Annotated in this window: 19 protein-coding genes; 8 read left to right on the top strand and 11 right to left on the bottom strand. The window is 67.5% G+C overall.

Annotated elements, in window-relative coordinates; all coding sequences use genetic code 11:
- Window positions 1-77 precede the first annotated feature (77 nt).
- Entirely contained in the window at window positions 78-1,553 is a 1,476-nt protein-coding gene (locus AC07UW_RS17685; protein WP_025874781.1) for an amino acid permease, read from the bottom strand.
- Window positions 1,554-1,685: 132 nt separating this feature from the next.
- Here AC07UW_RS17685 and AC07UW_RS17680 point away from each other — a divergent pair, with 132 nt between their 5' ends.
- Entirely contained in the window at window positions 1,686-2,300 is a 615-nt protein-coding gene (locus AC07UW_RS17680) for an NUDIX hydrolase (RefSeq protein WP_495212546.1), read from the top strand.
- A gap of 105 nt (window positions 2,301-2,405) precedes the next feature.
- On the opposite strand, the gene serA is transcribed toward AC07UW_RS17680, so the two are convergent.
- On the bottom strand, window positions 2,406-3,647 hold the full coding sequence (gene serA / locus AC07UW_RS17675; protein WP_032975510.1) for a phosphoglycerate dehydrogenase: 1,242 nt from the start codon (window positions 3,645-3,647) through the stop codon (window positions 2,406-2,408).
- Between the two features lie 169 nt (window positions 3,648-3,816).
- Between serA and AC07UW_RS17670 the strand changes: the two genes are divergently transcribed.
- The 3 genes from AC07UW_RS17670 to AC07UW_RS17660 all read left to right on the top strand — a co-directional run bounded on the left by AC07UW_RS17670 (window position 3,817) and on the right by AC07UW_RS17660 (window position 7,440).
- Window positions 3,817-5,205, top strand: a complete 1,389-nt coding sequence (locus AC07UW_RS17670; RefSeq protein WP_025874775.1) for an FAD-binding oxidoreductase — start codon at window positions 3,817-3,819, stop codon at window positions 5,203-5,205.
- A 62-nt stretch (window positions 5,206-5,267) separates the two neighbouring features.
- Window positions 5,268-5,567, top strand: a complete 300-nt coding sequence (locus tag AC07UW_RS17665; RefSeq protein ID WP_032975508.1) for a DUF2388 domain-containing protein — start codon at window positions 5,268-5,270, stop codon at window positions 5,565-5,567.
- Window positions 5,568-5,607: 40 nt separating this feature from the next.
- Window positions 5,608-7,440 (top strand): DUF7844 domain-containing protein, encoded by a 1,833-nt coding sequence (locus AC07UW_RS17660; RefSeq protein ID WP_223495006.1) that lies wholly within the window; start codon window positions 5,608-5,610, stop codon window positions 7,438-7,440.
- Here AC07UW_RS17660 and AC07UW_RS17655 read toward each other — a convergent pair.
- Window positions 7,418-8,485, bottom strand: a complete 1,068-nt coding sequence (locus tag AC07UW_RS17655) for an ATP-binding protein (protein ID WP_025874770.1) — start codon at window positions 8,483-8,485, stop codon at window positions 7,418-7,420. The genes AC07UW_RS17660 and AC07UW_RS17655 overlap by 23 nt on opposite strands.
- Window positions 8,485-9,201, bottom strand: coding sequence for a response regulator (locus AC07UW_RS17650; protein WP_336027822.1), 717 nt, complete (start codon window positions 9,199-9,201; stop codon window positions 8,485-8,487). Before AC07UW_RS17650 ends, AC07UW_RS17655 begins: the two co-directional genes overlap by 1 nt.
- 130 nt (window positions 9,202-9,331) lie before the next feature.
- Between AC07UW_RS17650 and AC07UW_RS17645 the strand changes: the two genes are divergently transcribed.
- The 4 genes from AC07UW_RS17645 (at window position 9,332) to AC07UW_RS17630 (ending at window position 14,827) form a co-directional block, all read left to right on the top strand.
- Window positions 9,332-10,480: an efflux RND transporter periplasmic adaptor subunit gene (locus AC07UW_RS17645; protein ID WP_336027825.1), complete on the top strand. Its 1,149-nt coding sequence runs from the start codon at window positions 9,332-9,334 to the stop codon at window positions 10,478-10,480.
- 21 nt (window positions 10,481-10,501) lie between these two features.
- Window positions 10,502-13,666 (top strand): multidrug efflux RND transporter permease subunit, encoded by a 3,165-nt coding sequence (locus tag AC07UW_RS17640; protein WP_495212545.1) that lies wholly within the window; start codon window positions 10,502-10,504, stop codon window positions 13,664-13,666.
- Window positions 13,647-14,039, top strand: a complete 393-nt coding sequence (locus tag AC07UW_RS17635) for a nuclear transport factor 2 family protein (RefSeq protein ID WP_495212544.1) — start codon at window positions 13,647-13,649, stop codon at window positions 14,037-14,039. Before AC07UW_RS17640 ends, AC07UW_RS17635 begins: the two co-directional genes overlap by 20 nt.
- A gap of 83 nt (window positions 14,040-14,122) precedes the next feature.
- Complete coding sequence (locus AC07UW_RS17630; protein ID WP_495212543.1) at window positions 14,123-14,827, top strand: MliC family protein; 705 nt, start codon at window positions 14,123-14,125, stop codon at window positions 14,825-14,827.
- A gap of 72 nt (window positions 14,828-14,899) precedes the next feature.
- Here AC07UW_RS17630 and AC07UW_RS17625 read toward each other — a convergent pair whose 3' ends face one another.
- The 7 genes from AC07UW_RS17625 to AC07UW_RS17595 all read right to left on the bottom strand — a co-directional run bounded on the left by AC07UW_RS17625 (window position 14,900) and on the right by AC07UW_RS17595 (window position 21,700).
- Window positions 14,900-15,433: a hypothetical protein gene (locus AC07UW_RS17625; RefSeq protein WP_495212568.1), complete on the bottom strand. Its 534-nt coding sequence runs from the start codon at window positions 15,431-15,433 to the stop codon at window positions 14,900-14,902.
- Window positions 15,423-15,989 (bottom strand): elongation factor P-like protein YeiP, encoded by a 567-nt coding sequence (gene yeiP, locus AC07UW_RS17620; protein WP_006363947.1) that lies wholly within the window; start codon window positions 15,987-15,989, stop codon window positions 15,423-15,425. The genes AC07UW_RS17625 and yeiP overlap by 11 nt, the downstream gene beginning before the upstream one ends.
- A gap of 49 nt (window positions 15,990-16,038) precedes the next feature.
- On the bottom strand, window positions 16,039-16,809 hold the full coding sequence (locus AC07UW_RS17615; RefSeq protein ID WP_223495011.1) for an SDR family NAD(P)-dependent oxidoreductase: 771 nt from the start codon (window positions 16,807-16,809) through the stop codon (window positions 16,039-16,041).
- A gap of 79 nt (window positions 16,810-16,888) precedes the next feature.
- Window positions 16,889-19,462, bottom strand: a complete 2,574-nt coding sequence (locus AC07UW_RS17610) for a sensor domain-containing protein (RefSeq protein ID WP_223495012.1) — start codon at window positions 19,460-19,462, stop codon at window positions 16,889-16,891.
- On the bottom strand, window positions 19,459-20,352 hold the full coding sequence (locus AC07UW_RS17605; protein ID WP_301866649.1) for a hydroxymethylglutaryl-CoA lyase: 894 nt from the start codon (window positions 20,350-20,352) through the stop codon (window positions 19,459-19,461). Before AC07UW_RS17605 ends, AC07UW_RS17610 begins: the two co-directional genes overlap by 4 nt.
- A gap of 171 nt (window positions 20,353-20,523) precedes the next feature.
- Complete coding sequence (locus tag AC07UW_RS17600) at window positions 20,524-20,910, bottom strand: VOC family protein (protein WP_223495013.1); 387 nt, start codon at window positions 20,908-20,910, stop codon at window positions 20,524-20,526.
- A 1-nt stretch (window position 20,911) separates the two neighbouring features.
- Window positions 20,912-21,700, bottom strand: a complete 789-nt coding sequence (locus AC07UW_RS17595; protein ID WP_033831003.1) for an enoyl-CoA hydratase-related protein — start codon at window positions 21,698-21,700, stop codon at window positions 20,912-20,914.
- Window positions 21,701-21,774: the final 74 nt, after the last annotated feature.

Below are 21,774 nucleotides of genomic sequence, written 5' to 3'. Positions count from 1 at the left end.
GCGCCCGGTGACCGGGCGCGGGCGGAAATGCTTGCGGATATCGATGGGCCGGCGCAGGGGCCGGCCCGTCGGGAGGATCAGGGCGACTTGGCCAGCTTGCTGTGGCGCATGCCGTAGCCGAAGTAGATCAGCAGGCCCAGCACGGTCCAGCCTACGAACAGGTGCCAATGCACCACGAACGCCTGCCAGAACAGGAACAGGCACGACAGCGCACCCAGCGGGCAGATCACCCACACCAGCGGCACGCGGAACGGACGGTGCAGCTCCGGGCGTGTGTAGCGCAGGATCAGCACGCCGATGCAGACCGTGGCGAAGGCCAGCAGGGTGCCCATGGAAACCAGTTCGCCCAGCACGTTCAGCGGCACCAGGCCGGCCAGCGACGCGGCGATGACGCCGACCACGATCGTGGCCCAGTACGGCGTGCGGAAGCGCTTGTGGACCTTGCCAAACACTTTCGGCAGCAGGCCATCGCGCGAGATGGTGTAGGCGATGCGGGTCTGGCCCATCATCATCACCAGCACCACCGAGGACAGGCCGGCGATCGCGCCGATTTCCACCGCGGTCTTCAGCCAGGACAGGCTCGGGTAGGCTTCCAGCGCGGTGGCCACCGGCTTGTCGGTGCCCAGCAGGTGGTAGGGCAGCATGCCGGTCAGCACCGCGCAGACGATGATGTAGACGATGGTGCACACCGCCAGCGAGCCGAGCAGGCCGATCGGCATGTTGCGCTGCGGGTCCTTGGTTTCACCGGCGGCGGTGGAGACCGCATCGAAGCCGATGTAGGCGAAGAACACGATGGTGGCCGCGCGGAACACGCCGCTCCAGCCGAACTCGCCGGACACGCCGGTGTTTTCCGGGATGAACGGGTGCCAGTTGGCCGGGTCCACGTGGGCCGCGCCGATGCCCACGAACAGGCAGATCACGAAGACCTTGATGGCCACGATGATCGCGTTGACGAACGCGGACTGGGTCACGCCTACGTACAGCAGGCCGGTCACCGCCGCCACGATCAGTACCGCCGGCAGGTTGAAAAGCTTGCCGGAGGCGGCGAACTCGTGCCCGTTCCAAGCGATCGGCGCCGCGCTCAGCGCGTCCGGGAACGGCATGTGCAGCGTGGTGGTGATGAAGCTGATCAGGTACGCCGACCAGCCCACCGCGACCGAGGCCGAGGCGAACAGGTACTCCAGCACCAGGCACCAGCCGATGAACCAGGCCATGCCCTCGCCAAGCGTGGCGTAGGAGTAGGAGTAGGCGCTGCCGGAGACCGGCATCATCGCTGCGAACTCGGCGTAGCACAGGCCGGCCAGTGCGCAGGCGATGCCGGCGAACACGAACGACAGCATGACCGCCGGGCCGGCGTGGTTGGCCGCGGCCTGGCCGGTAAGCACGAAAATGCCTGCGCCGATCACCGCACCAATGCCAAGCATGATGAGGTGTTTCGCCGTGAGGGTCCGTTTCAACGTGGCTTCGCCATCCAGGCTGCCTTCGATGGGTTCGCCGGCATCGACGTGCCCGGCCGGTTCGACCGGCTTGACCCTCAACAGAGCTTTCAGCATGCAGTACTTCCTGATGATCGGATTGGGAGGGCCGCCAGTACATTGCCGGCGGCCTGGAATCGTGAAAGCCGTGCGAACGGCCCGCTGTACCTTAGCCAATGCTGAAGGCACCGCACAAGCGCAAACGCAACAATGAACGGCGATAATGGCAAGTATTTTTTCAGGCACCCCGCATTCATGAGCGAAACCACCGAATCCCTTGCCGCACTTGACGATCGCTTGCGCGGCCTGCTGCATGACTATGCGCGCAAAGAACCCGCCCACGACGTCCTTGCTGCCGAATTCGGCACATTGATCGACGATGTGGAAGATGCATTCCGCCGCGAACGCCTGGCCGGCCACTTCACCGCCAGCTGCTGGCTTGTCAGCGCCGATGGCCAGCGGCTGCTGCTGACCCACCACCGCAAGCTGCAGCGCTGGCTGCAGCTGGGTGGCCACGCCGACGGCGACCGCGATCTGGCCCGGGTAGCGTTGAAGGAAGCCGAGGAGGAATCGGGCCTGACCGGCCTGGTGCTGGATGATCCGGCCATCTTCGATATCGACAAGCACTGGATTCCCGAGCGCAAGGATGTGCCTGGCCATTGGCACTACGACGTGCGTTTCGTGATCCGTGCGCTGGGCGGAGAGGATTTCGTGCTCAGCGAAGAGTCGCTGGAGCTGGCCTGGCGCCCGGTGGCCGAGGTCGCCAGCGATCCGCAGTCGGACGAATCGATGCAGCGCATGGCGCGCCGGTGGCTGGCGCGCTGAAACACGCATCCACGCACGGCGTGGATCTACTCCGGGATCGCCCTGGTAGATCCACGCCACGCGTGGATGACGCATTCCGCCGGGCCACGCCCGGCGACGTACATCTCAATACAGGATGCGGGTGCGCAAGGTGCCCGGAATCGCCGCCAGCTCGTCACGCACCGCGCTGGCCTGCTCCTCGCTGGCGGTGATGTCGATCACCACGTAGCCCACCTTCGGGTCAGTGCGCAGGAACTGGCCGTCGATGTTGACGTTGTGCCGCGAGAAGATCTCGTTGACCTTGGACAGCACGCCCGGCACGTTCTGGTGGATGTGCAGCAGGCGCAGGCTGTCGGCGTGCTCGGGCAGGGTCACTTCCGGGAAGTTGACCGCCGACAGGGTGCTGCCGTTGTCGCTGTAGCGCACCAGCTTGGCCGCCACTTCGATGCCGATGTTGTCCTGTGCTTCCAGCGTGCTGCCGCCCACGTGCGGGGTCAGGATCACGTTGTCGTGGCGGGTCAGCGGCGATTCGAAGATATCGCCGTTGCCCTTCGGCTCGACCGGGAACACATCCAGTGCAGCGCCACCGATGTGGCCGCTGGCCAGTGCAGCATCCAGCGCATCGATGTCGACCACGGTGCCGCGCGCGGCGTTGATCAGGTGCGCGCCGCGGCGCATCTTCGCCAGCTCGGTGCTGCCGATCATCCACTGCGTGGACGGCGTCTCCGGCACGTGCAGGGTCACGATGTCGGCACGCGCCAGCAGGTCGTCCAGGCTGGCCGCCGCACGGGTATTGCCCAGCGACAGCTTGGTTTCCACATCGTGGAAGATCACCTGCATGCCCAGCGATTCGGCCAGTACGCCGACCTGGGTGCCGATGTGCCCGTAGCCGATGATGCCCAGGACCTTGCCGCGCACCTCATGGCTGCCGCTGGCCGATTTCGACCAGCCGCCGCGATGGCATTCGGCGTTCTTCTGCGGGATGCCGCGGGTCAGCATGATCGCTTCGGCGATCACCAGTTCGGCCACGCTGCGGGTATTGGAGTAGGGTGCGTTGAATACCGGAATGCCGGCCAGCTCGGCCGCATCCAGGTCGACCTGGTTGGTGCCGATGCAGAAACAGCCGACCGCGATCAGGCGCTTGGCCTCGGCCAGCACCTCGGCACTGAGCTGGGTGCGCGAGCGGATGCCGACGATGTGGGCTTCGGCGATGCGCGCCTTCAGTTCGTCCTCGGGAAGCGCCTTGGTGTGCGCCTCGATCTGGCTGTAGCCGGCGGCGCTGAACACCTCCACGGCGGTCTGGCTGACCCCCTCCAGCAACAGCACGCGGATATCCTGCTTCGGGAACGAGGTCTTCTTCGGCGACATGGGGCGGCACGGCCAGTGGGACAGGGGCTGACCACTATGCCAGATCGCAACGCCCATGGTGCAGTGCGCAATTGGTTGCAACTGCAGCTATTGAAGGCTCTGCAGGGCTGGACGCTGGGCCCGGCCACTGGCACGCTTGCCCGTTCTTCACGCCCCGCGCTGGACCGTCATGACCGATTCCCGCATCGCCTCGTTGCAGCAGGCCTGTCCCGGCCTGAAGCTGAAGACCGACCCTGCCGACCTGGAGCATTACGGCCGCGACTGGACCCGGCGCTGGACACCGGCGCCGCTGGCGATCGCGTTGCCGGCCACGGTTGAAGAAGTGCAGGCGGTGATGCGCTGGACCGCGGCCGAGGGCGTGGCGGTGGTTCCCTCCGGCGGTCGCACCGGCCTTTCCGGCGGTGCGGTAGCGGCCAATGGCGAGCTGGTGCTGAGCCTGGAGCGGATGAACAAGGCGCTGGACTACGATGCGGTCGACCGCACCCTGGTGGTCCAGGCCGGCATGCCGCTGGAGGCGCTGCACAACGCGGCGCTTGAACATGGCCTCATCTATCCGGTGGACTTCGCTGCGCGCGGGTCGTGCTCGATCGGCGGCAACATCGCCACCAATGCCGGTGGCATCCGGGTGATCCGCTACGGCAATACCCGTGAATGGATCGCCGGACTGAAAGTGGTTACCGCCACGGGCGAACTGCTCGAACTCAACAAGGGCCTGATCAAGAACTCCAGCGGCTACGATTTCCGCCAGCTGCTGATCGGATCGGAGGGCACGCTGGGCGTGATCGTCGAGGCCACGGTGAAGCTCACCGACCCGCCGCCGGCCAGCAACGTGATGCTGCTGGCGCTGCCCAGCTTCGACGTGCTGATGCAGGTGTTCGCCGCCTTCCGTGCGCGGCTGCAGCTGCAGGCCTTTGAATTCTTCACCGACCGGGCGCTGGAACATGTTCTGGCCCATGGTGCGCAGGCACCGTTCGATGAAGTGCATCCCTATTACGTGGTGACCGAGTTTGCTGCCGGTGACGAGGCGCAGGAGGCGGCGGCGATGGCGGCCTTCGAGGACTGCATGGGCAACGGCTGGGTCAGCGACGGCGTGATCAGTGCCAGCGATGCCCAGGCGGCGCAGCTGTGGCGCCTGCGCGAGGGCATCACCGAGGCGCTGGCACGTTACAAGCCCTACAAGAACGATGTCTCGGTGCGGATCTCGTCGATGCCGGCGTTCCTGGCCGAGACCCAGGCGCTGATCGGCGAGGCCTACCCGCACTTCGACGTGGTCTGGTTCGGCCACATCGGCGACGGCAACCTGCACATCAACGTGCTCAAGCCGGACGGCACCAGCGACGCGGACTTCGTAAGCCAGTGCGAGCATGTCACCAAGCTGCTGGCGCAGGTGCTGGCGCGCTTCAATGGCAGCATTTCGGCCGAGCACGGCATCGGCCTGGTCAAGAAGGGCTACCTGGACAGCACCCGTGGACCGGCCGAGATCGCGCTGATGAAGGCGGTCAAGCGCGCGTTCGATCCCGAAGGGCGGCTGAATCCCGGCAAATTGTTCGACCTTTGACACGGGCAAAGTCTTCACCCAGCCGTTACGCTCCACCCACCCAATCGATGAATTCCCCGACCATGATCCGTCCGTTCCTGCTGCTTGCCCTGTTGTCCCTGCCGCTGGCCGGCGTCGCTTCGAGTTTTGCCGGCACCTCGGCCGGTTCGGCGACGGGCGCCTCTTCGGGTTCCTCGGGCAGCAGTTCGGGCGATGACAAGGTGGTGTTGGCTGCCCGCGATGATGCGGCTGCGTTTGTCGCCAGCGATGGCCAGATCCGTGGCGCGCGCCTGCAGGCGGCGCTGGTGCACCTGCGTGAGCAGGATGCAGCTGCACAACAGCAGAGCGACCTGCAGCTGGCTCGCGCCCTGCTGGCGCGTTGATCCAGCGCCCGGGTAGTGCCGGCCGCTGGCCGGCAACCTCATGACACCTGCGTGGAACGCTGCCGGGCATGGCCCAACGCGACGGAGGCGGATGGGCTGGCTCGCTGCGTTGGCGTGGCTGGTCATTCCAACAGCCCATGCCGCCGACCGCCTGCAGCTGGACCCGGCCGGGCTGAGCCCGGCGCAGCAGCAGGTAGCAATGCAGACACTGGCTGATGTGCAGTCGTTGCTGCCCGACGGCCTGCTGCGTGCCTTGCCCGCGCAGGTGCAGGTCGGCTGGCGTGACGACCTGCCCGCCAACGTGCATGGCCGTGCCTTCGCCGGGGGCATCGCGCTGCGCCGCGATCTGCTTGATGATTATGTGGCCGGTGCCCGACGCGCACGGCGCAGTGCGCTGGTGCACGAACTGACCCATGTTGCCGACCGCACGGGGACGGACTGGTCACGCAGCGCCCGTTGGCGTGACCTTGCAGGTTGGCAGCGCAAGCCCTGGCGTCTGGGTCGCGGTGACAACGCCTTCCGCGACCGCAGTCCCGATGCCTACGAACTGACCGACCCGGCCGAGTACCTGGCGGTGAACGCCGAACACTTCGTGCTCGATGCAGAGTTCGCCTGCCGTCGTCCGGCCTTGGCGCAGTGGTACCAGGCGCATTTCGGTACGCCGCCCTCGCTGCCCGCGCCGCACTGTGCGGGCACCGTTCCGCTGCTGCAGGCCGATGCGGAAGAGGGCGCTGCATCGCTGCTCGCACTGGACCCGGCGCGGGTGTATGCCGTGGACTACCTGTTCGCCGAAGGCAGTGCGCAGCCGATGAGCCGCTGGGGCCACAGCATGCTGCGGCTGGTGATCTGCCGTCCCGGCCGCGCACCGGGGCCGAACTGCAGGCTGGACCTGGAGCATCATCGGGTGCTGTCCTTCCGCGCCTTCGTCGGAGATGTGCAGATCTCCAACTGGCGCGGGCTGACCGGTGGTTATCCTTCGCGCCTGTTCGTGTTGCCGCTGCAGCAGGTGGTGGACGAATACACCAAGGTCGAGCTGCGCGGACTGGCCTCGCTGCCGCTGCAGCTGGACCGCAGCGAGATCGCCAGCCTGCTGGAGCGCACCGCCCAGGTGCACTGGAGCTATGACGGTCGCTATTACTTCGTCAGCAACAACTGCGCGGTGGAGACGGCGAAGCTGCTGCAGGCCGGTGTTCCGCGCCTGGGCGAAGCCGGCCTGGCACAGCTGAGCCCGCGCGGGCTGCGGCGACGGCTGGCGCGGCTGCATGCGCTGGACGAGCAGGTGCTGGCCGATCCCGTGCAGGCGCAGGCGCAGGGCTATTACTTTGCTTCCGCGCGTGATCACTACCAGCAGTTGTTCGCAGTCGCCGCCGCGCAGATGGCGCTGCCGGCGCGTGACGTGCGCGCCTGGCTGGCGCTGCCGGCGCAACAGCGCGCGCCATGGTTGCTGCGCGGTGATGTGCGTGCCAGCGCCGGTCTGCTGTTGTTGGAACAGGCGGCGCAGCGGCGCGCGGAGCTGCGTGCACGCGATGCGCTCAAGCGACAGTTGCTGGCCGACCCGGACAGCAATGCCACCCATTCGCTGCGTGCATTGCTGGAACAGAGCGGGCAGTGGTTGCGGCCGGGCCAGTTGCTGGCCGACGCTGGCTACGGCCTGCCGCAGGCGGACGAACAGGCGGAGGTGGCACGGGCAGCGGCCGCTGCCAGCGTACAGGCGGTACCCGCCTGGCAGGCACTGCGCGTGCAGCTGCGCGCGCAGTTGCCGGAATCGCAGCGACGTGAGCTGGATGAGATCGACCGCAATCTCGCTGCGCTGGGCGCGCGCGTGCGCGAGCAGGCGGCCGCAGTGCCGCCTACTGGCGCGGCAGCTCGATGATGAAACGACTGCCGCCGCTGGTGCCCGGGGTGCAGTAGACCTGGCCGCCGTGCGCATCGGCGATGGCCTTGACCACCGCCAGGCCGAGGCCACTGCCACCGCCCAGGCGCGATCGTGAGCCGTCGCCGCGCATGAATGGATTGAAGATGTCCGCATGCAGGGCCGGGTCGATGCCCGGGCCTTCGTCTTCGATCGCCACCTGCACATGGGCCACGGTGTCATGCACGGCGATGCGTACCTTGCCGGGGTTGGCATAGCGGCGCGCGTTTTCCAGCAAGGCCAGCAGCGCTTGCCGCAACCGCGTCGGGTCGCAATGGGCGGGATGTTCCTCGCGGCTGGTTTCCAGCTCCAGCACGAAGCCGGCGCTGCGGAACGCGGGATCCACCAGGGTCATCACCGAATGCACCTCGGCCACCACATCGGTACGGGCGCGGCGCACGTCGAGGCGGGCGTTGTCGGCCAGGCTCAACACCCGCAGGTCCTCGATCAGCCGTGACAGGCCCTCGACCTGCGCCAGCAGGCTGCGGAACTGTGACTCATCGGGCTGGAACACGCCTTCGGCCAGGCCCTGCAGGCGGCCGCGCAGGATCGTCACCGGCGTGCGCAGTTCGTGGGCGATGGCCGCGTGCCACATCACCCGTTCGCTTTCCATATGCTGCAGGCGGCGTGCCATTGCGTTGAAATCGTCCACCAGCGCTGCGACCTCGCCGGGCGAGTTGGCCTCGGCCGTGGCGCGCGCGCCGAGATCGCCGCCAGCCAGCGCACGCACGCTGTCCACCAGTGAATTGAGCGGCGACAGGATGCGGTGGGCCAGTCGGAACGAGGCAGCGATCGCCAGCGCCAGCCCGGTCAGGATCACCCCGACCATCCAGGCCAGCTCCGGTCCACTTGGCAGCCAACCTTCCGGCTCTTCGGCGCTGGCCGGGAAGAACTCGATCAGTACGGCGTACAGCAGCCACGACGAGAGGATCACCATCACGATGACGCCGACGACCATCAGCGACATCGATACGATGATGTGCCGGCTGAGCCCGGAGCGGCGCATCAGCGGTCGGCCATCAATCGGTAGCCGACACCGCGCACGCTGGCCGGAATCTGGGTGAGGCCCACTTCGTCCAGCTTGCGCCGCAGCTTGCTGACATGGCTGTCCACGGTGCGCTCCAGCGCTTCGCTTTCCGGCAGGCATTCGTGCATCAGCTCGCTGCGGCTGAAGATCCGTGACGGGGCCAATGCCATGCAATGCAGCAGCTTGAACTCGGTGAGGGTGAGCAGCAGCTCGTGGCTGTAGCCGTCGCCCTCCACATGCACCGCGTGGGTGGCGGTGTCGATCAGCAGCGGGCCCACGCGCAGGGCGCTGGGGGCATCCGCCCGCGGGCTGCGCAGCGTACGCCGCAGTACTGCACGCACGCGCGCCGCCACTTCTGCCGGGTTGAACGGCTTGACCACATAGTCATCGGCACCCATCCGCAATGCGGTCAGCTTGTCCAGATCCTGGTCCAGCGCGGTCAGCATGATCACCGGCGTTTCGCCGCGCTGGCGCAGCTGGGTCAGCACGCTCCAGCCATCCAGTCGCGGCAGCTGCACGTCCAGCAGCACAAGGTCCGGGCGCATGCTGCGATGCATGTCCAGGGCGATCTGGCCATCGGCCGCACGCAGGGTGCGCAGGCCCTCGCGTTCAAGGTAGGCGGCAAGGATGTCGGCGATCTCGACTTCGTCCTCGACGATCAGGACCAGCGCCGCGAGGGCAGGGGAGGCATGCATGGCAAGGCGAGGCCGGAAGGTGCTTGTCCTCCATCGTATCTCCACAGTTCCTCCATCGAAACCCCATCATCGCCACGCACACTGCGCGCTTCATGATTCCTCAGCCGCGTCTGCGGCACTGTGCACAGCAATGAGAACCTTCAGGACTCCGGTCGCGCTGGTCGCGGCCTTCGCCTTGGCCATGACGGCCTGCTCCCGCCCCGAACCCACCGTCGAAGCCGTGCCGCGTGTCAGCGTGGTCACCGTTGGCCCGCAGGTGGTGCAGCGCGATGATGAACTACCCGGTCGGGTGGCGGCGGTGCGCACCGCGCAGATCCGTGCGCAGGTCGGCGGCATCGTGCAGCGCCGGATGTTCGAGCAGGGCGCGGAGGTGCATGCCGGAGAGCCTCTGTTCCAGATCGACCCGGCGGCGTTCCGCGCCGACGTCGATTCGGCGCTGGCTGCCCTGCAGCGCAGCGAGGCGGCACTGGGTCGCAGCCGGGTGCAGTCACAGCGGCTGCAGGCATTGGCGGCCGCACAGGCGGTCAGCCAGCAGCACCGCGACGATGCCAGTGCCGAGCATGAGCAGGCCCGGGCAGCGGTCAACGAGGCGCGCGCGATCCTTGCGCGACGCCAGCTCGACCTGCGCTACGCCACGGTCAGCGCACCGATCGATGGCCGCATCGATCAGGCGCTGGTGACCGAAGGCGCGCTGGTCGGCGTCGCCGATGCCGAGCCGATGGCGGTGGTGCAGCAGATCGACCAGGTCTACGTGGACGTGCGCCAGCCTGCTTCGCAGCTGCAGTCCCTGCAGCGCAGCGCGGTGGACGGCGAGTTGCCGGTGACGATCATCGGCGCGGCGGGTACGCCGCTGCCCGAGCGCGGCCGGCTGCTGTTCTCCGGTGTCAATGTCGATGCTCGCACCGGCGATGTGATCCTGCGCATCCTGGTCGACAACCCGGAGCGGCAGTTGTTGCCGGGCATGTACGTGCGTGCGCGGGTGCCCCGTGGTGCGCCGGCCAGCGCGTTGCTGCTGCCGCAGCAGGCAGTGCTGCGCAGCGCCGGTGGCCAGGCCTATGCCTGGGTCATCGCCGCCGATGGCAAGGCGGTGATCCGCACGCTGGAGGTGGACGGCAGCGTCAACCGGCAATGGCTGGTGCGGCACGGCCTGAAGGCCGGCGAGAAGGTGGTGGTGGAAGGCCAGGAGCGCCTGCAGGAAGGCGTACTGGTCGATCCGCGCGACTGGCAGGTGCCGGTCGCCAGTGCCAGCGCACCGCCGACATCCGCAAGCCAGGGCTGAGCCCTTCCAGGAACCTACGACATGGCTCGTTTCTTCATCGATCGCCCGGTATTTGCCTGGGTGCTGGCGATCTTCGTCATCCTGGCCGGCGTGCTGGCCATTCCGCGGCTGGCGGTCGAGCGCTACCCGGCGGTCGCACCGCCCAGCGTCAGCATCTATGCCAGCTATCCCGGCGCCAGCCCGCAGACATTGAATGATGCGGTGGTCGGCCTGATCGAGCGCGAGCTGTCCAGCGTCAAACACCTGCTGTACTTCGAATCGTCGGTGGACACGTCCGGTGAAGCGTCGATTACCGCCACCTTCAAGCCCGGCACCGATCCTGAGCTGGCGCAGGTGGACGTGCAGAACCGGATCAAGGCGATCGAGCCGCGCCTGCCGCGCAGCGTGCGCCAGAACGGCCTGTTCGTGGAGGCGGCCGACTCCGGGTTCCTGATGCTGGTGGGCCTGCGCTCACCCGATGGCAGTGTCAGCGAAGCGGCGCTGGGCGATTTCATGGCGCGCAACATCATCGAGGAGCTGCGGCGCATCGACGGCGTCGGCCGCGTGCAGCTGTTCGGTGCCGAACAGGCGATGCGGATCTGGCTGGACCCGACCCGCCTGACCGGCTATGGCCTGACCATGGGCGATGTCGCCAGCGCGATCGAGCAGCAGAATCTGGAGATCTCGCCGGGCCGAATCGGCGATTCGCCCGGTGTTCCCGGCCAGCGCATCACCGTTCCCTTGAGTGCCGAAGGCCAGCTGTCCACGCCCGAACAGTTCGCGGCGATCGTGCTGCGCGCCGGTGCCGATGGTTCGCGGGTGCTGCTGGGCGACATTGCCCGGGTCGAGCTGGGCGCGCAGAGCTATGCCTGGGGCACGCGCGAAGATGGCTATCCGGCGACGGCCGCCGGCGTGCAGCTGCGCCCAGGTGCGAATGCGGTGCGTACCGCCACGGCGGTGCGCGAACGCATGGCCGACCTGCAGCCGCTGCTGCCGCATGGTGTTGAATCCAGCATTCCGTTCGATACCGCGCCCTTCGTCAAGGTCTCGATCCAAAAGGTGCTGCAGACCCTGATCGAGGCGATGCTGCTGGTGTTTGCGGTGATGTACCTGTTCCTGCAGAACTGGCGCTATACGCTGATCCCCGCCCTGGTCGCGCCGATCGCGTTGCTGGGCACCTTCGCGGTGATGCTGGCGCTGGGGTTCTCGATCAACGTATTGACCATGTTCGGCATGGTGCTGGCGATCGGCATCATTGTTGACGACGCGATCGTGGTGGTCGAGGGCGTGGAGCGGATCATGGCCGAAGAGGGGCTGCCGCCGCGCGAGGCCACGATCAAGGCGATGCGTGAGCTGACCGGCGCGGTGATCGGCATCACCCTGGTGCTGACGGCGGTGTTCATCCCGATGGCGCTGGCCAGTGGTTCGGTTGGCGCGATCTACCGCCAGTTCAGCGTGGCGATGTCGGTGTCCATCCTGTTTTCGGCCCTGCTGGCGCTGAGCCTGACCCCGGCGCTCTGCGCGACCCTGCTGCGGCAGGGCACGCGCGGCCACCACGGCCGCGGCGGCGTGTTCGGTGCGTTCAACCGCGGCTTCGAGCGGATGACCGGGCGCTACCAGCAGGGCGTGGCGGCCGTACTGCGGCGCAGTGGCCGGGTGATGGGCCTGTTCGCTGCCTTGCTGGTGGCACTGCTGATCGGCCTGCATTGGTTGCCGGGTGCGTTCCTGCCGGAAGAGGACCAGGGCTATTTCATGACCTCCATCCAGCTGCCGGCCGAAGCAACCGCCGAGCGTACGCTGGCGGTGGTCGAAGCCTACGAACAGCATGTCGCCTCGCGGCCGGCGATCGCCTCCAACCAGGCCATCCTTGGCTACAGCTTCTCCGGTTCCGGCCCGAGCGCGGCGCTGACCTACACCATGTTGAAGGACTGGGGTGAGCGCGGCGGCAGCACCGCATCGGACGAGGTGAAGGCGGCGCAGCAGGCCATGGCGACGGTGCCGGAAGGCGAGGTGATGAGCGTGATGCCGCCGGCCATCGACAGCCTTGGTCGTTCCTCCGGATTCTCGTTGGCGCTGCAGGCGCGTACCGGGCAGGGCCAGGCTCAGCTGCGCGCCGCCCTGCAGCAGCTGCTGAAGCTGGCAGAAGCCAGTCCGCTGCTGGCCGAAGTGCACGCCGATGGCCTGCCTGCGGGCAGCAATGTGCGCTTGGACATCGATCGCGCCAAAGCCGAAGCGATGGGCGTGGCATTCACCGACATCAGTGCCACGTTGTCGGCGGCAATGGGCTCGCAGTACGTCAACGATTTTCCCAATCGTGGGCGCATGCAGCAGGTGATCATGCAGGCCGATGCGCCGTACCGGATGGAGCTGGAGGACGTGCTGAAGCTGTATGTCCGCAATAGCGAAGGCGGCATGGTGGCGCTGTCCGAACTGGTCACCCCACACTGGACCGAGGCGCCGCTGCAGCTGCAACGTTACCTGGGGTTCCCGGCATTGAATCTGTCCGGTGCACCTGCCGGCGGGGTGTCCACCGGCCAGGCGATGGTCGAGATGGAGCGCCTTGCCCAGCAGCTGCCAGCGGGTTTTGCCCTGCAGTGGACCAGCCAGTCGCTGCAGGAACGCGAGTCGGGTGCCCAGGCGCCGTGGTTGCTGCTGCTGTCGATGCTGGTGGTATTCCTGGTGCTGGCGGCACTGTACGAGAGCTGGTCGATCCCGCTGGCGGTGATGCTGGTGGTGCCGTTGGGCCTGCTCGGTGCTGTTGCTGCGGTGTTGCTGCGCGGGATGCCCAATGACGTGTTCTTCAAGGTCGGCATGATCACGGTGATCGGACTTTCGGCGAAGAACGCGATCCTGATCGTCGAGTTTGCCCGCCAACTGCAACAGCAGGGACGTGGTCTGGTCGAGGCGACCATCGAAGCAGCACGCCTGCGGTTGCGACCGATCGTGATGACCTCGCTGGCGTTCGCGCTGGGCGTGGTGCCGCTGATGCTGGCGCAGGGGGCTTCAAAGGAAACGCAACAGGCCATCGGTACCGGCGTGTTCGGCGGCATGGTCAGTGCGACCGTGTTGGCCGTGTTCTTCGTGCCGGTGTTCTATGTGGTGGTGCAGGGGGCGCAGCAGTGGCTTGGGCAGCGCCTGCGCCGACGCCGGCCGACGCCGGGAGGGAGCGTGGATGGAAAGCAGGTGGATGGAAAGCAGGAACCCTGAGGGCCTGTACGAGGCGCAGCTGCGCGTGTTGGAGCAGCAGCTGCGGGATGCGCTGCTGGACGGCGACCGTGGCGCAGCCACTGCGCTGCTGTCACCGGTGTTGTTCATGATGGACGGGCAGGGCGGCCGGATGCTCGACCTGCCCTGGCTGAGGGACTGGCAGCAAGGGTGCCTGCAGATTCTTGCGCTGCGGGTGCATGCAGTTGAAACGCTGCTGTGTGGTCGCCTGGCGCTGTTGTCCGGCGATGTTCAGCTGCATGTGCATTGGCGGGGACGCGAACATGTGCAGCGCATGCGCGTGCTGCGTGTCTGGACAAGCTGTTCCGGTGCCAGCGGCGCGCAGCTGCTGTCGATGACGGTGCTGGCAGGCTGAACACGGTCATGCAGCTTTCAGGCCCCGTTTGCGTGCAGATGGTAGGGTCCAAGGTCTCTGTAGTTTCGACAAGGAGTCGAGCCATGCGTGTAATTCCCAGTCTGTTGGCTGCCTCCCTCGGCCTTGCGCTGAGCGCCTGCCAGCCGGCCCAGACGCCCGCCTCCAGTGGCGCAGGTGACGGGGTCGCAACGCCGGCACCGGCACCGGCATCTGTGGCTGCCGCTGTTGATGGCGGCGGCAACGAAACCCTCTATCGCTGCGGCGACCTCGATGTGCGCGCGACCTTCAACGGTGAGGACGCAGCGACGGTTGTGATTGGCGGGCGCAGTTTCGCGATGTCCTCCGAACGTGCAGCCTCCGGTGCGAAGTATGGCGACGGCAAGGGCAACAGCTTCTGGACCCGTGGCAGTGACGACGCGCTGCTCAGCCTGAAGGGCGAGGCGGACCGTGAATGCAACGCGGTGGAGGCAACCGAGGGCCATGGCAGTGCCGGCAACGCGGCGTTCCGTGCCACCGGCAACGAGCCGGGTTGGCTGGCGGTCGTCGGTGGTGATGCGCCGGGCCTGCAGGTGGATGTGGATTACGGCGAGCGCCGTTTCACCGTCGCCAAACCTACCGAGGGCGCAGATGGCTGGGTGGGCAAGGCGGCGGATGGCACTGACATCAAGCTGAGCTTCCAGCGCACCACCTGCCAGGACGGCATGAGTGGCGAGACATTCGAGGCCAAGGCGATGCTGGCCGTGGGCACGCGCCAGTACCACGGTTGTGGCAACTTCGGCGGCAAATAAGAAAAAGGGGACGGAGGGGATGACGTTGTTTGTGCCATGAACGATGTAATCCCCTCCGTCCCCTTTTTTGCGTCAGCCCTCGCAGGGCTTCAGATCCAGATCGGGGGACAGGTCGTAGCGCAGGTTCACGCCGATCAACGCCTGCCGGATCGCGCAGTCATCGCGATGGCGGGTCACCAGATCGGCAAAGATCTTCTCTCGATCGTCGCAGAACCTGGCGATGGCGGCCTCCATTTCGCGACGACGGGCGTCGTCGTAGGGTTCTTCGCCGGCAAAATGCTGGCAGCTGTTCTCCCGTTCGATGAAGGCCTGCACATCGGCCGGCATGCCGCAGTAGATGCGGATGTCCTGCACGAAAGCGACGTCGTCGGGGACGCTGCAACCGGCGGCAGCCCGCGCCTGTTGCTCCTCGTCGGGGGTGTCCGCCAGCGTCGCCACAGCATCTGGTTCATCTGCGGCCGGTGTAACCGCAGCGGCAACGGTGTCCGCAGCGGCGGGCTGCGTCACCGCGTCCGCGGCGACGTCAGCGGTGCTGTCCGCTGCGCGCGGCGAGCACGCCACGAGCAGGGACAGGCAGGCGATCAGCGCAGCGCGGTTAATCGGCACGGCCGGCAAATTCGCCGGTGGCGGTGTTCACCAGCACACGCTCGCCGTTGACGATGTACTCCGGCACCATGATCTCGATGCCGGTGTTGAGCTTGGCCGGCTTCGGGCGCTTGGTGGCGGTGCCGCCCTTCAGTTCCGGCGGCGTCTCGATCACTTCCAGCACCACCGAGGCCGGCAGCTGGATGGCCACCGGCTGCTCGTCGATCACCTGCACGTAGATGCCGGTCAGGCCGTCGGTGATGTAGCCGGCGTCATCGCCGATCACGTCCGCGTCCAGGGTGTAGGGGGTGTAGTCCTCGTCGTCCAGGAACACGAACGCATCGCCGTCCTTGTACGAGTAGGTGGACTGGCGGCGCAGCAGTTCGACTTCGACCAGGTTGTCGTCGGCATCGAAGCTGGCGTCGAGCTTGTTGCCGCCCGGCACGCTGTACATGATGAAGCGGAAGCGGACGTTGCCGCCGCGACCCTGCGGCGAGCTGCGCTCGATGTCGCGGATCTGGTAGACGCCGTTGTTGAACTCGACGACGTTGCCCTTCTTGATGTCGTTGGCTTTCATGATGATGTTGGTCGTTGGGGGAGGGCGCCGTCCCGGCGCCCGGGGGGAATCACTTCGGAGCGAGCCGGGTGGCGCCGTCCAGGCGGATGGTCTCGCCGTTGATGTAGGTGTTGCCGAGGATGTGGCCGACCAGGCTGGCGAAGTCTTCCGGCTTGCCCAGGCGCGACGGGAACGGGATCGAGGCGGCCAGCGATTCCTGCACGGCTTCGGGCATGCCATCGACCATCGGCGTCCAGAACACGCCCGGCGCGATGGTATTGACGCGGATGCCGAAGCGCGACAGCTCGCGGGCCATCGGCAGGGTCATCGCCACCACGCCGCCCTTGGAGGCGGAGTAGGCGGCCTGGCCGATCTGGCCTTCGTAGGCGGCAACGCTGGCGGTGTTGATGATGACGCCGCGCTCGCCGTCCACGCCGGCCTCGTTGTGCTGCATGCGGTTGGCTGCGGCCTTGGCGACATTGAAGCTGCCGACCAGGTTGACCATCACCGTGCCCTGGAACCCGGCCAGCGGCATCGGGCCTTCCTTGCCCAGCACGCGGCCAGCGCCGAGGATGCCGGCGCAGTTCATGGCGACATTCAGGCCGCCGAGGAAATCGCAGGCCTGGTCGATGGCCGCCGACACGGACGCTTCATCACTGACGTTGACGTTGAAATAGCGGGCGTTGTCCTTCCCCAGGCCGGCAACAGCGGCCGCGCCCTTGGCGTCGTTGAGGTCGAACAGAGCGACCTTGCCGCCCTCGGCAACCAGGTGCTGGGCCACGGCCAGGCCGAGGCCGGAGACGCCGCCAGTGATCACGGCACGTACGGAAGACAGCTGCATTGCACGGTCCTGCAGGTTCAAGAACCGCCGATTCTAACGGAAGCGACGGCAGCCGCCGTTGTGCACTGCGCCGCCGGCCTCAGCCCAGTTCGCGGGCGCGGCGCAGGCGACGCTCGAAGTCGGCGGCGGGCAGGCCATGGGCGAACAGGAAGCCCTGGCCGACGGTCACCCCCAGATCGAGCAGGCATTGCCGTTGTGGCTCGGTTTCCACGCCTTCGGCGACCACGCCCAGGCCCAGGCTGCGCGCGATCGCGCAGACTGCCTCGCAGACCGCCACATCCGAGCGGTTGCGGGGAATGCCTTCGACAAACAGCTGGCTCAGCTTCAGCCCATGGATGGGAAGACGGCGCAGGTAGTTAAGGGCGCTGTAGCCTTCGCCGAAGTCGTCGATGGTCAGCATCACCCCCATTTCGCGCAGGCGGGCGAAGGTGCGCAGGGTGTCTGGCGCATCCTCGATCAACACCCGCTCGGTGAACTCCAGCTCCAGCACGCTGCCGGGCAGCTCGAACTCATCCAGCACCTGCCGCACCCAGCGGGCGAGATCCTCACCGACGAACTGCCGCCAGGACACGTTGACCGCCACCCGCACCAGGCCGAGCCCGTCGTCCTGCCATTGCCGTACCTGCCGGCAGGCTTCGCGCAAGGCCCACTGGCCGATGCGCACGATGTCGCCGGTGTGCTCGGCGTGGCGGATGAACAGGTCCGGGCGCATCTGCCCCAGCTGTGTGTTGTGCCAGCGCATCAGCGCCTCGCATGCGATGGTGGCGCCGCTGCGCAGGTTGACCTGTGGCTGGTACACCAGGTGGAACTCGTCGCCATCGAGGGCCTTGTGCAGCCGGCTCTCGATCTGCAGGCGGTCATGCTGGCGCTGTGCCAGTTCCGGGGAGAACACCTGCCAACCGTTGCGGGTGCGGCGCTTGCACTCGTACATCGCCGTGTCGGCGTTCTGGATCAGCTGCTGCGGCCGGTTGCCATCGCGCGGTGCGCGGGCGATGCCGATGCTGGCGGTCACCGGGAACTCGTCGCTGCCCAGCTGGAACGGTGCCGAGAACGCCGCAGTGATGCGCTCGGCCAGCTGTTCGGCCTGGTCCGGCTGGTCGCGCAGGTCGCAGATCACCAGGAACTCGTCGCCGCCAAAGCGTGCAAGCAGGCCTTCGGTGCCGATCGCAGTGGCGATGCGCCGGGTCGCTTCGATCAACAGTTCATCACCGGCGTTGTGGCCAAGCAGGTCGTTGACCACCTTGAAGCGGTCCAGGTCGATGTACAGCACCGCCACGCGGTCGTGGCTGGGGCTGTCCATGCGCACGCCGAGGTCGCTCAGCACCGCATCGCGGTTCATGATTCCGGTCAGCGGGTCGGTGCGGGCCTGCACGCGCAGGGTTTCCTCGGCCTGCTTGCGCTCGGTGATGTCCTGCACGGTGCCGGTGATGCGGGCGGCATCGACATCGCCGGCCGAGACCTCGCCGATCATCCGTATCCAGAACGAGTGGCCATCGCGGCGCTGGCCCTGCAGCTCCAGGCCGAAGCTGCTGCGGTGTTCGATGGTGTCGGCCAGCGCCTGCTGCAGGGCGGCGCGGTCGTCGCTGCGCAGGCAGTCCAGCAGGTCGGGCATGTCCTCCAGGTCGGCCGGCTGGCCGACGATGCGCCGCGCTTCATCGGTGAGGTACAGGCGCTGCAGGCCGCGATCCCACTCCCAACCGCCGATATGGGCCAGTGACTGCGCGCGCGCGAACAGGGTGTTGTTGCGCTTCAGTTCGGTGATGTCACTGAACATCGCATAGACATGGTCGGCCTGGTCGCAGCCGTTGCCGAACACCGGCACGTTGGTGGTGGACAACCACAGCATGCGTCCGCGCGGGCGGTGGTACAGGCCGATGATGGTGCTGCGGATCACCCGCCCGGCCTGGAAACAGCGGCTGGTCGGCCACTGTGACTGGGTCAACGGGTGGCCATGCTCGTCGACGATGATCCACGCTTCGGGATCGAGCATCGCGTTCAAGCCCACGCCGCCACCGGTGAGGCCGAGGATGCGATGTGCGGCCGGGTTGGCCGACAGCACGCGCAGGTCGCGGTCGAACAGGATCACGCCCTTGTCGATCGATTCCATCAACAGGCGATAGCGTGACTCTGCGCGCCAGCGCCCGCTCAGGTCGCGGGCGACGGCGACGATGCAAGGTTGGCCGCGGTCCTGGAAGCCGGCCGAGTGCACCTCCACCGGAAAGCGGCTGCCATCACCGCGCATGTTGGTCACTTCGATGACGTAGGTGTCGCCGCGGTTCAGCGCTTCCCACACCGGTTGCAGATGGTCGCTGGGCAGGTCGGGATTGAGCAGTTCGATCGGCTGGCCGACGATGTCTTCGCGCGGGCGGTCGTAGGCGACGATGCCGGCGCGGTTGACGTCCAGCACCACGCCTTCGGCGCTGAGGATGCTGACCGGGTCGGGCACGGCGTCGAACAACGCGGCATAGCGTGCCTGGGTATCCAGTTCGCGCTGCTGCGCATCGGCCAGCGCCTGCCGTGCCTGGCGCAGCAGCCTGGCCTGGGCCGGCGGCGGCGAAGCAGCCAGCGCCGCGTCCAGAGCGGCCAGCGCGACGTCGGTTGCGGCGGGTGTATCGCCGATGGCCGGACGGTCGCGCGGGCCGCTGTCGTTCATGTCGCTGCCAGCGCCTGCCCGACGCGGCTGGCGGTCGCGCGGCCGAGCAGTCCGGCCAGCCAGCGGCCGGTCTCGGCCAGCGACGGCAGGTCGACCCCGCACTCCAGGCCCAGGCCCTGCAGCAGGTACACCACGTCCTCGCTGGCCACGTTGCCGCTGGCGCCCTTCGCGTACGGGCAGCCGCCGGCACCGGACACCGCACTGTCGACCACGCGCACGCCTTCTTCCAGGCAGGCGGCGATGTTGGCGATGGCCTGGCCGTAGGTATCGTGGAAGTGCACGGCCAGTGCGCTCATCGGGATCTCGGCAGCCACCGCCTGCAGCATGGCACGGGCCTTGCGCGGCGTGCCGACGCCGATGGTGTCGCCCAGCGAGATCTCATAGCACCCCATCTGGTGCAGTGCGCGGGCGACGCGCACCACATCGGCCAGCGGTACCTCGCCCTGATACGGGCAGCCGAGCACGGTGGAGACGTAGCCACGCACGCGCACGCCGTCGGCGGCCGCGCGGCGCAGGATCGGCTCGAAGCGGGCCAGCGATTCATCGATGCCGGCGTTGGTGTTGGTGCGGTTGAAGGCTTCCGATGCAGCGGTGAACACCGCGATTTCCTGCACGCCGACGGCGCGCGCACGGTCGTAGCCCTGTTCGTTCGGCACCAGCACCGGATAGGCGATGCCCGGGCGGCGCTGGATGCCCGCATAGACCTCGGCAGCATCGGCCAGTTGCGGGACCCAGCGCGGGCTGACGAAGCTGGTTGCCTCGATGGTGCGCAGGCCGGTGGCCGACAGGCGATCGATCAGGGCGATCTTGTCGGTGGTCGCCACGGCCTGCTTTTCGTTCTGCAGCCCGTCGCGCGGGCCGACCTCGACGATGCGGACGAAATCGCTCATCGCCGCACCCCTGCGGCGGGCGGGATGGGACGGGCAGGGCGGATGGGATCGACTGGGGTCACGGCGGTTCCTGGGAAACGGGGGCGGCCCGGTCTTCGCCAGGCTGCCAGATGAGATACGCAGGCGGGTCGCACAAGCGGCCACGCCTGCGCCTGGTGGCGACGCAGGGGTCTACCCGGGCAGGTGGCAGACCGCCTCGATGTTGTTGCCATCGGGGTCGATAACGAAGGCGGCGTAGTAGTCCGGGTGGTACCACGGACGCAGGCCGGGCGCGCCATTGTCGCGCCCCCCTGCGGCCAGCGCGGCGGCGTGGAAGGCATCAACCTGGGCGCGTTCGGCGCAGACGAAGGCCACGTGCACGCCCTGGCTGAGCGGCGCCGCATTGCCCAGCCAGAAGAACGGCTTGCCGTGGTTGCCGAAACCCACGTGGTCGTGGGCGCCGGTCTGTGCGGCGCTTACCTCCATCACCACGGCGATCTGCAGCGGTGCCAGCGCTTGCAGGAAGAAGGCCCTGCTGCGCGGCAGGTCGCCGCTGTTCAAGCCGATATGGTCCAGCATGTCAGGCCTCCGTGACCCAGTGCGGCGCGCGTTTGTCGAGGAAGGCACCCAGGCCCTCCTGGCCTTCGGCCGATACCCGCAGGCGGGCGATCAGGGCGGCATTGTCACGGTCCAGGCTGTCGCGGTCATGGGCGTCGCGAACCTGCCGGACCAGCAGCTTGGCCGAAGCCGAGGCGATCGGCCCGGCCTTGTCGAGCAGGGCCAACTGTCGCTGCACCGCCTCGTCCAGGCGTTCGGGCTCCACCAGCTGGTGGATCAGGCCGATACGCAGGGCGGTGTCGGCGTCGAAGTGCTCGCCGGTGGCGAACCAGCGGCGGGACTGGCGGCTGCCGATGGCCTCGATCACATAAGGCGAGATCACTGCCGGCAGCAGGCCCAGACGGCTTTCGGTCAGGCCGAAGCGGGCGGCGCTGGTAGCGATGGCGATATCGCAGCAGGCCACCAGGCCGACGCCGCCACCAAAGGCGGCGCCGTGGACACGGGCGAGGGTGGGCTTGGGCAGTTCGTCCAGGGTGCGCATAAGCCGGGCCAGGGCCAGGGCGTCGTCACGGTTGTCGGCCTCGCTGGCGGAGGCCATGCCGCGCATCCACTGCATGTCGGCACCGGCAGAGAAGGAGGCGCCGTGGCCGGCCACCACCACCGTGCGCACGGTGTCATCGCGGCCGGCCGCTTCCAAGGCTGCGGTCAGCCGGGCGATCAGGCCGGCGTCAAAGGCGTTGTGCAGCTCCGGCCGGTTCAGCCAGAGGGTCAGGACAGCGCCGTTGCGCTCGATCTGCAAAGCATCGTTCATGGGATTCCGGGGGTTGCTCCATACCTGTATGGATCATAGCGGGCCATTGGTCATGGGCCATGACGCGACGCGGG

The organism is Stenotrophomonas sp. GW821-FHT02D01 (assembly GCF_059421765.1).
This window is presented reverse-complemented; position numbering and strand designations above follow the sequence as displayed.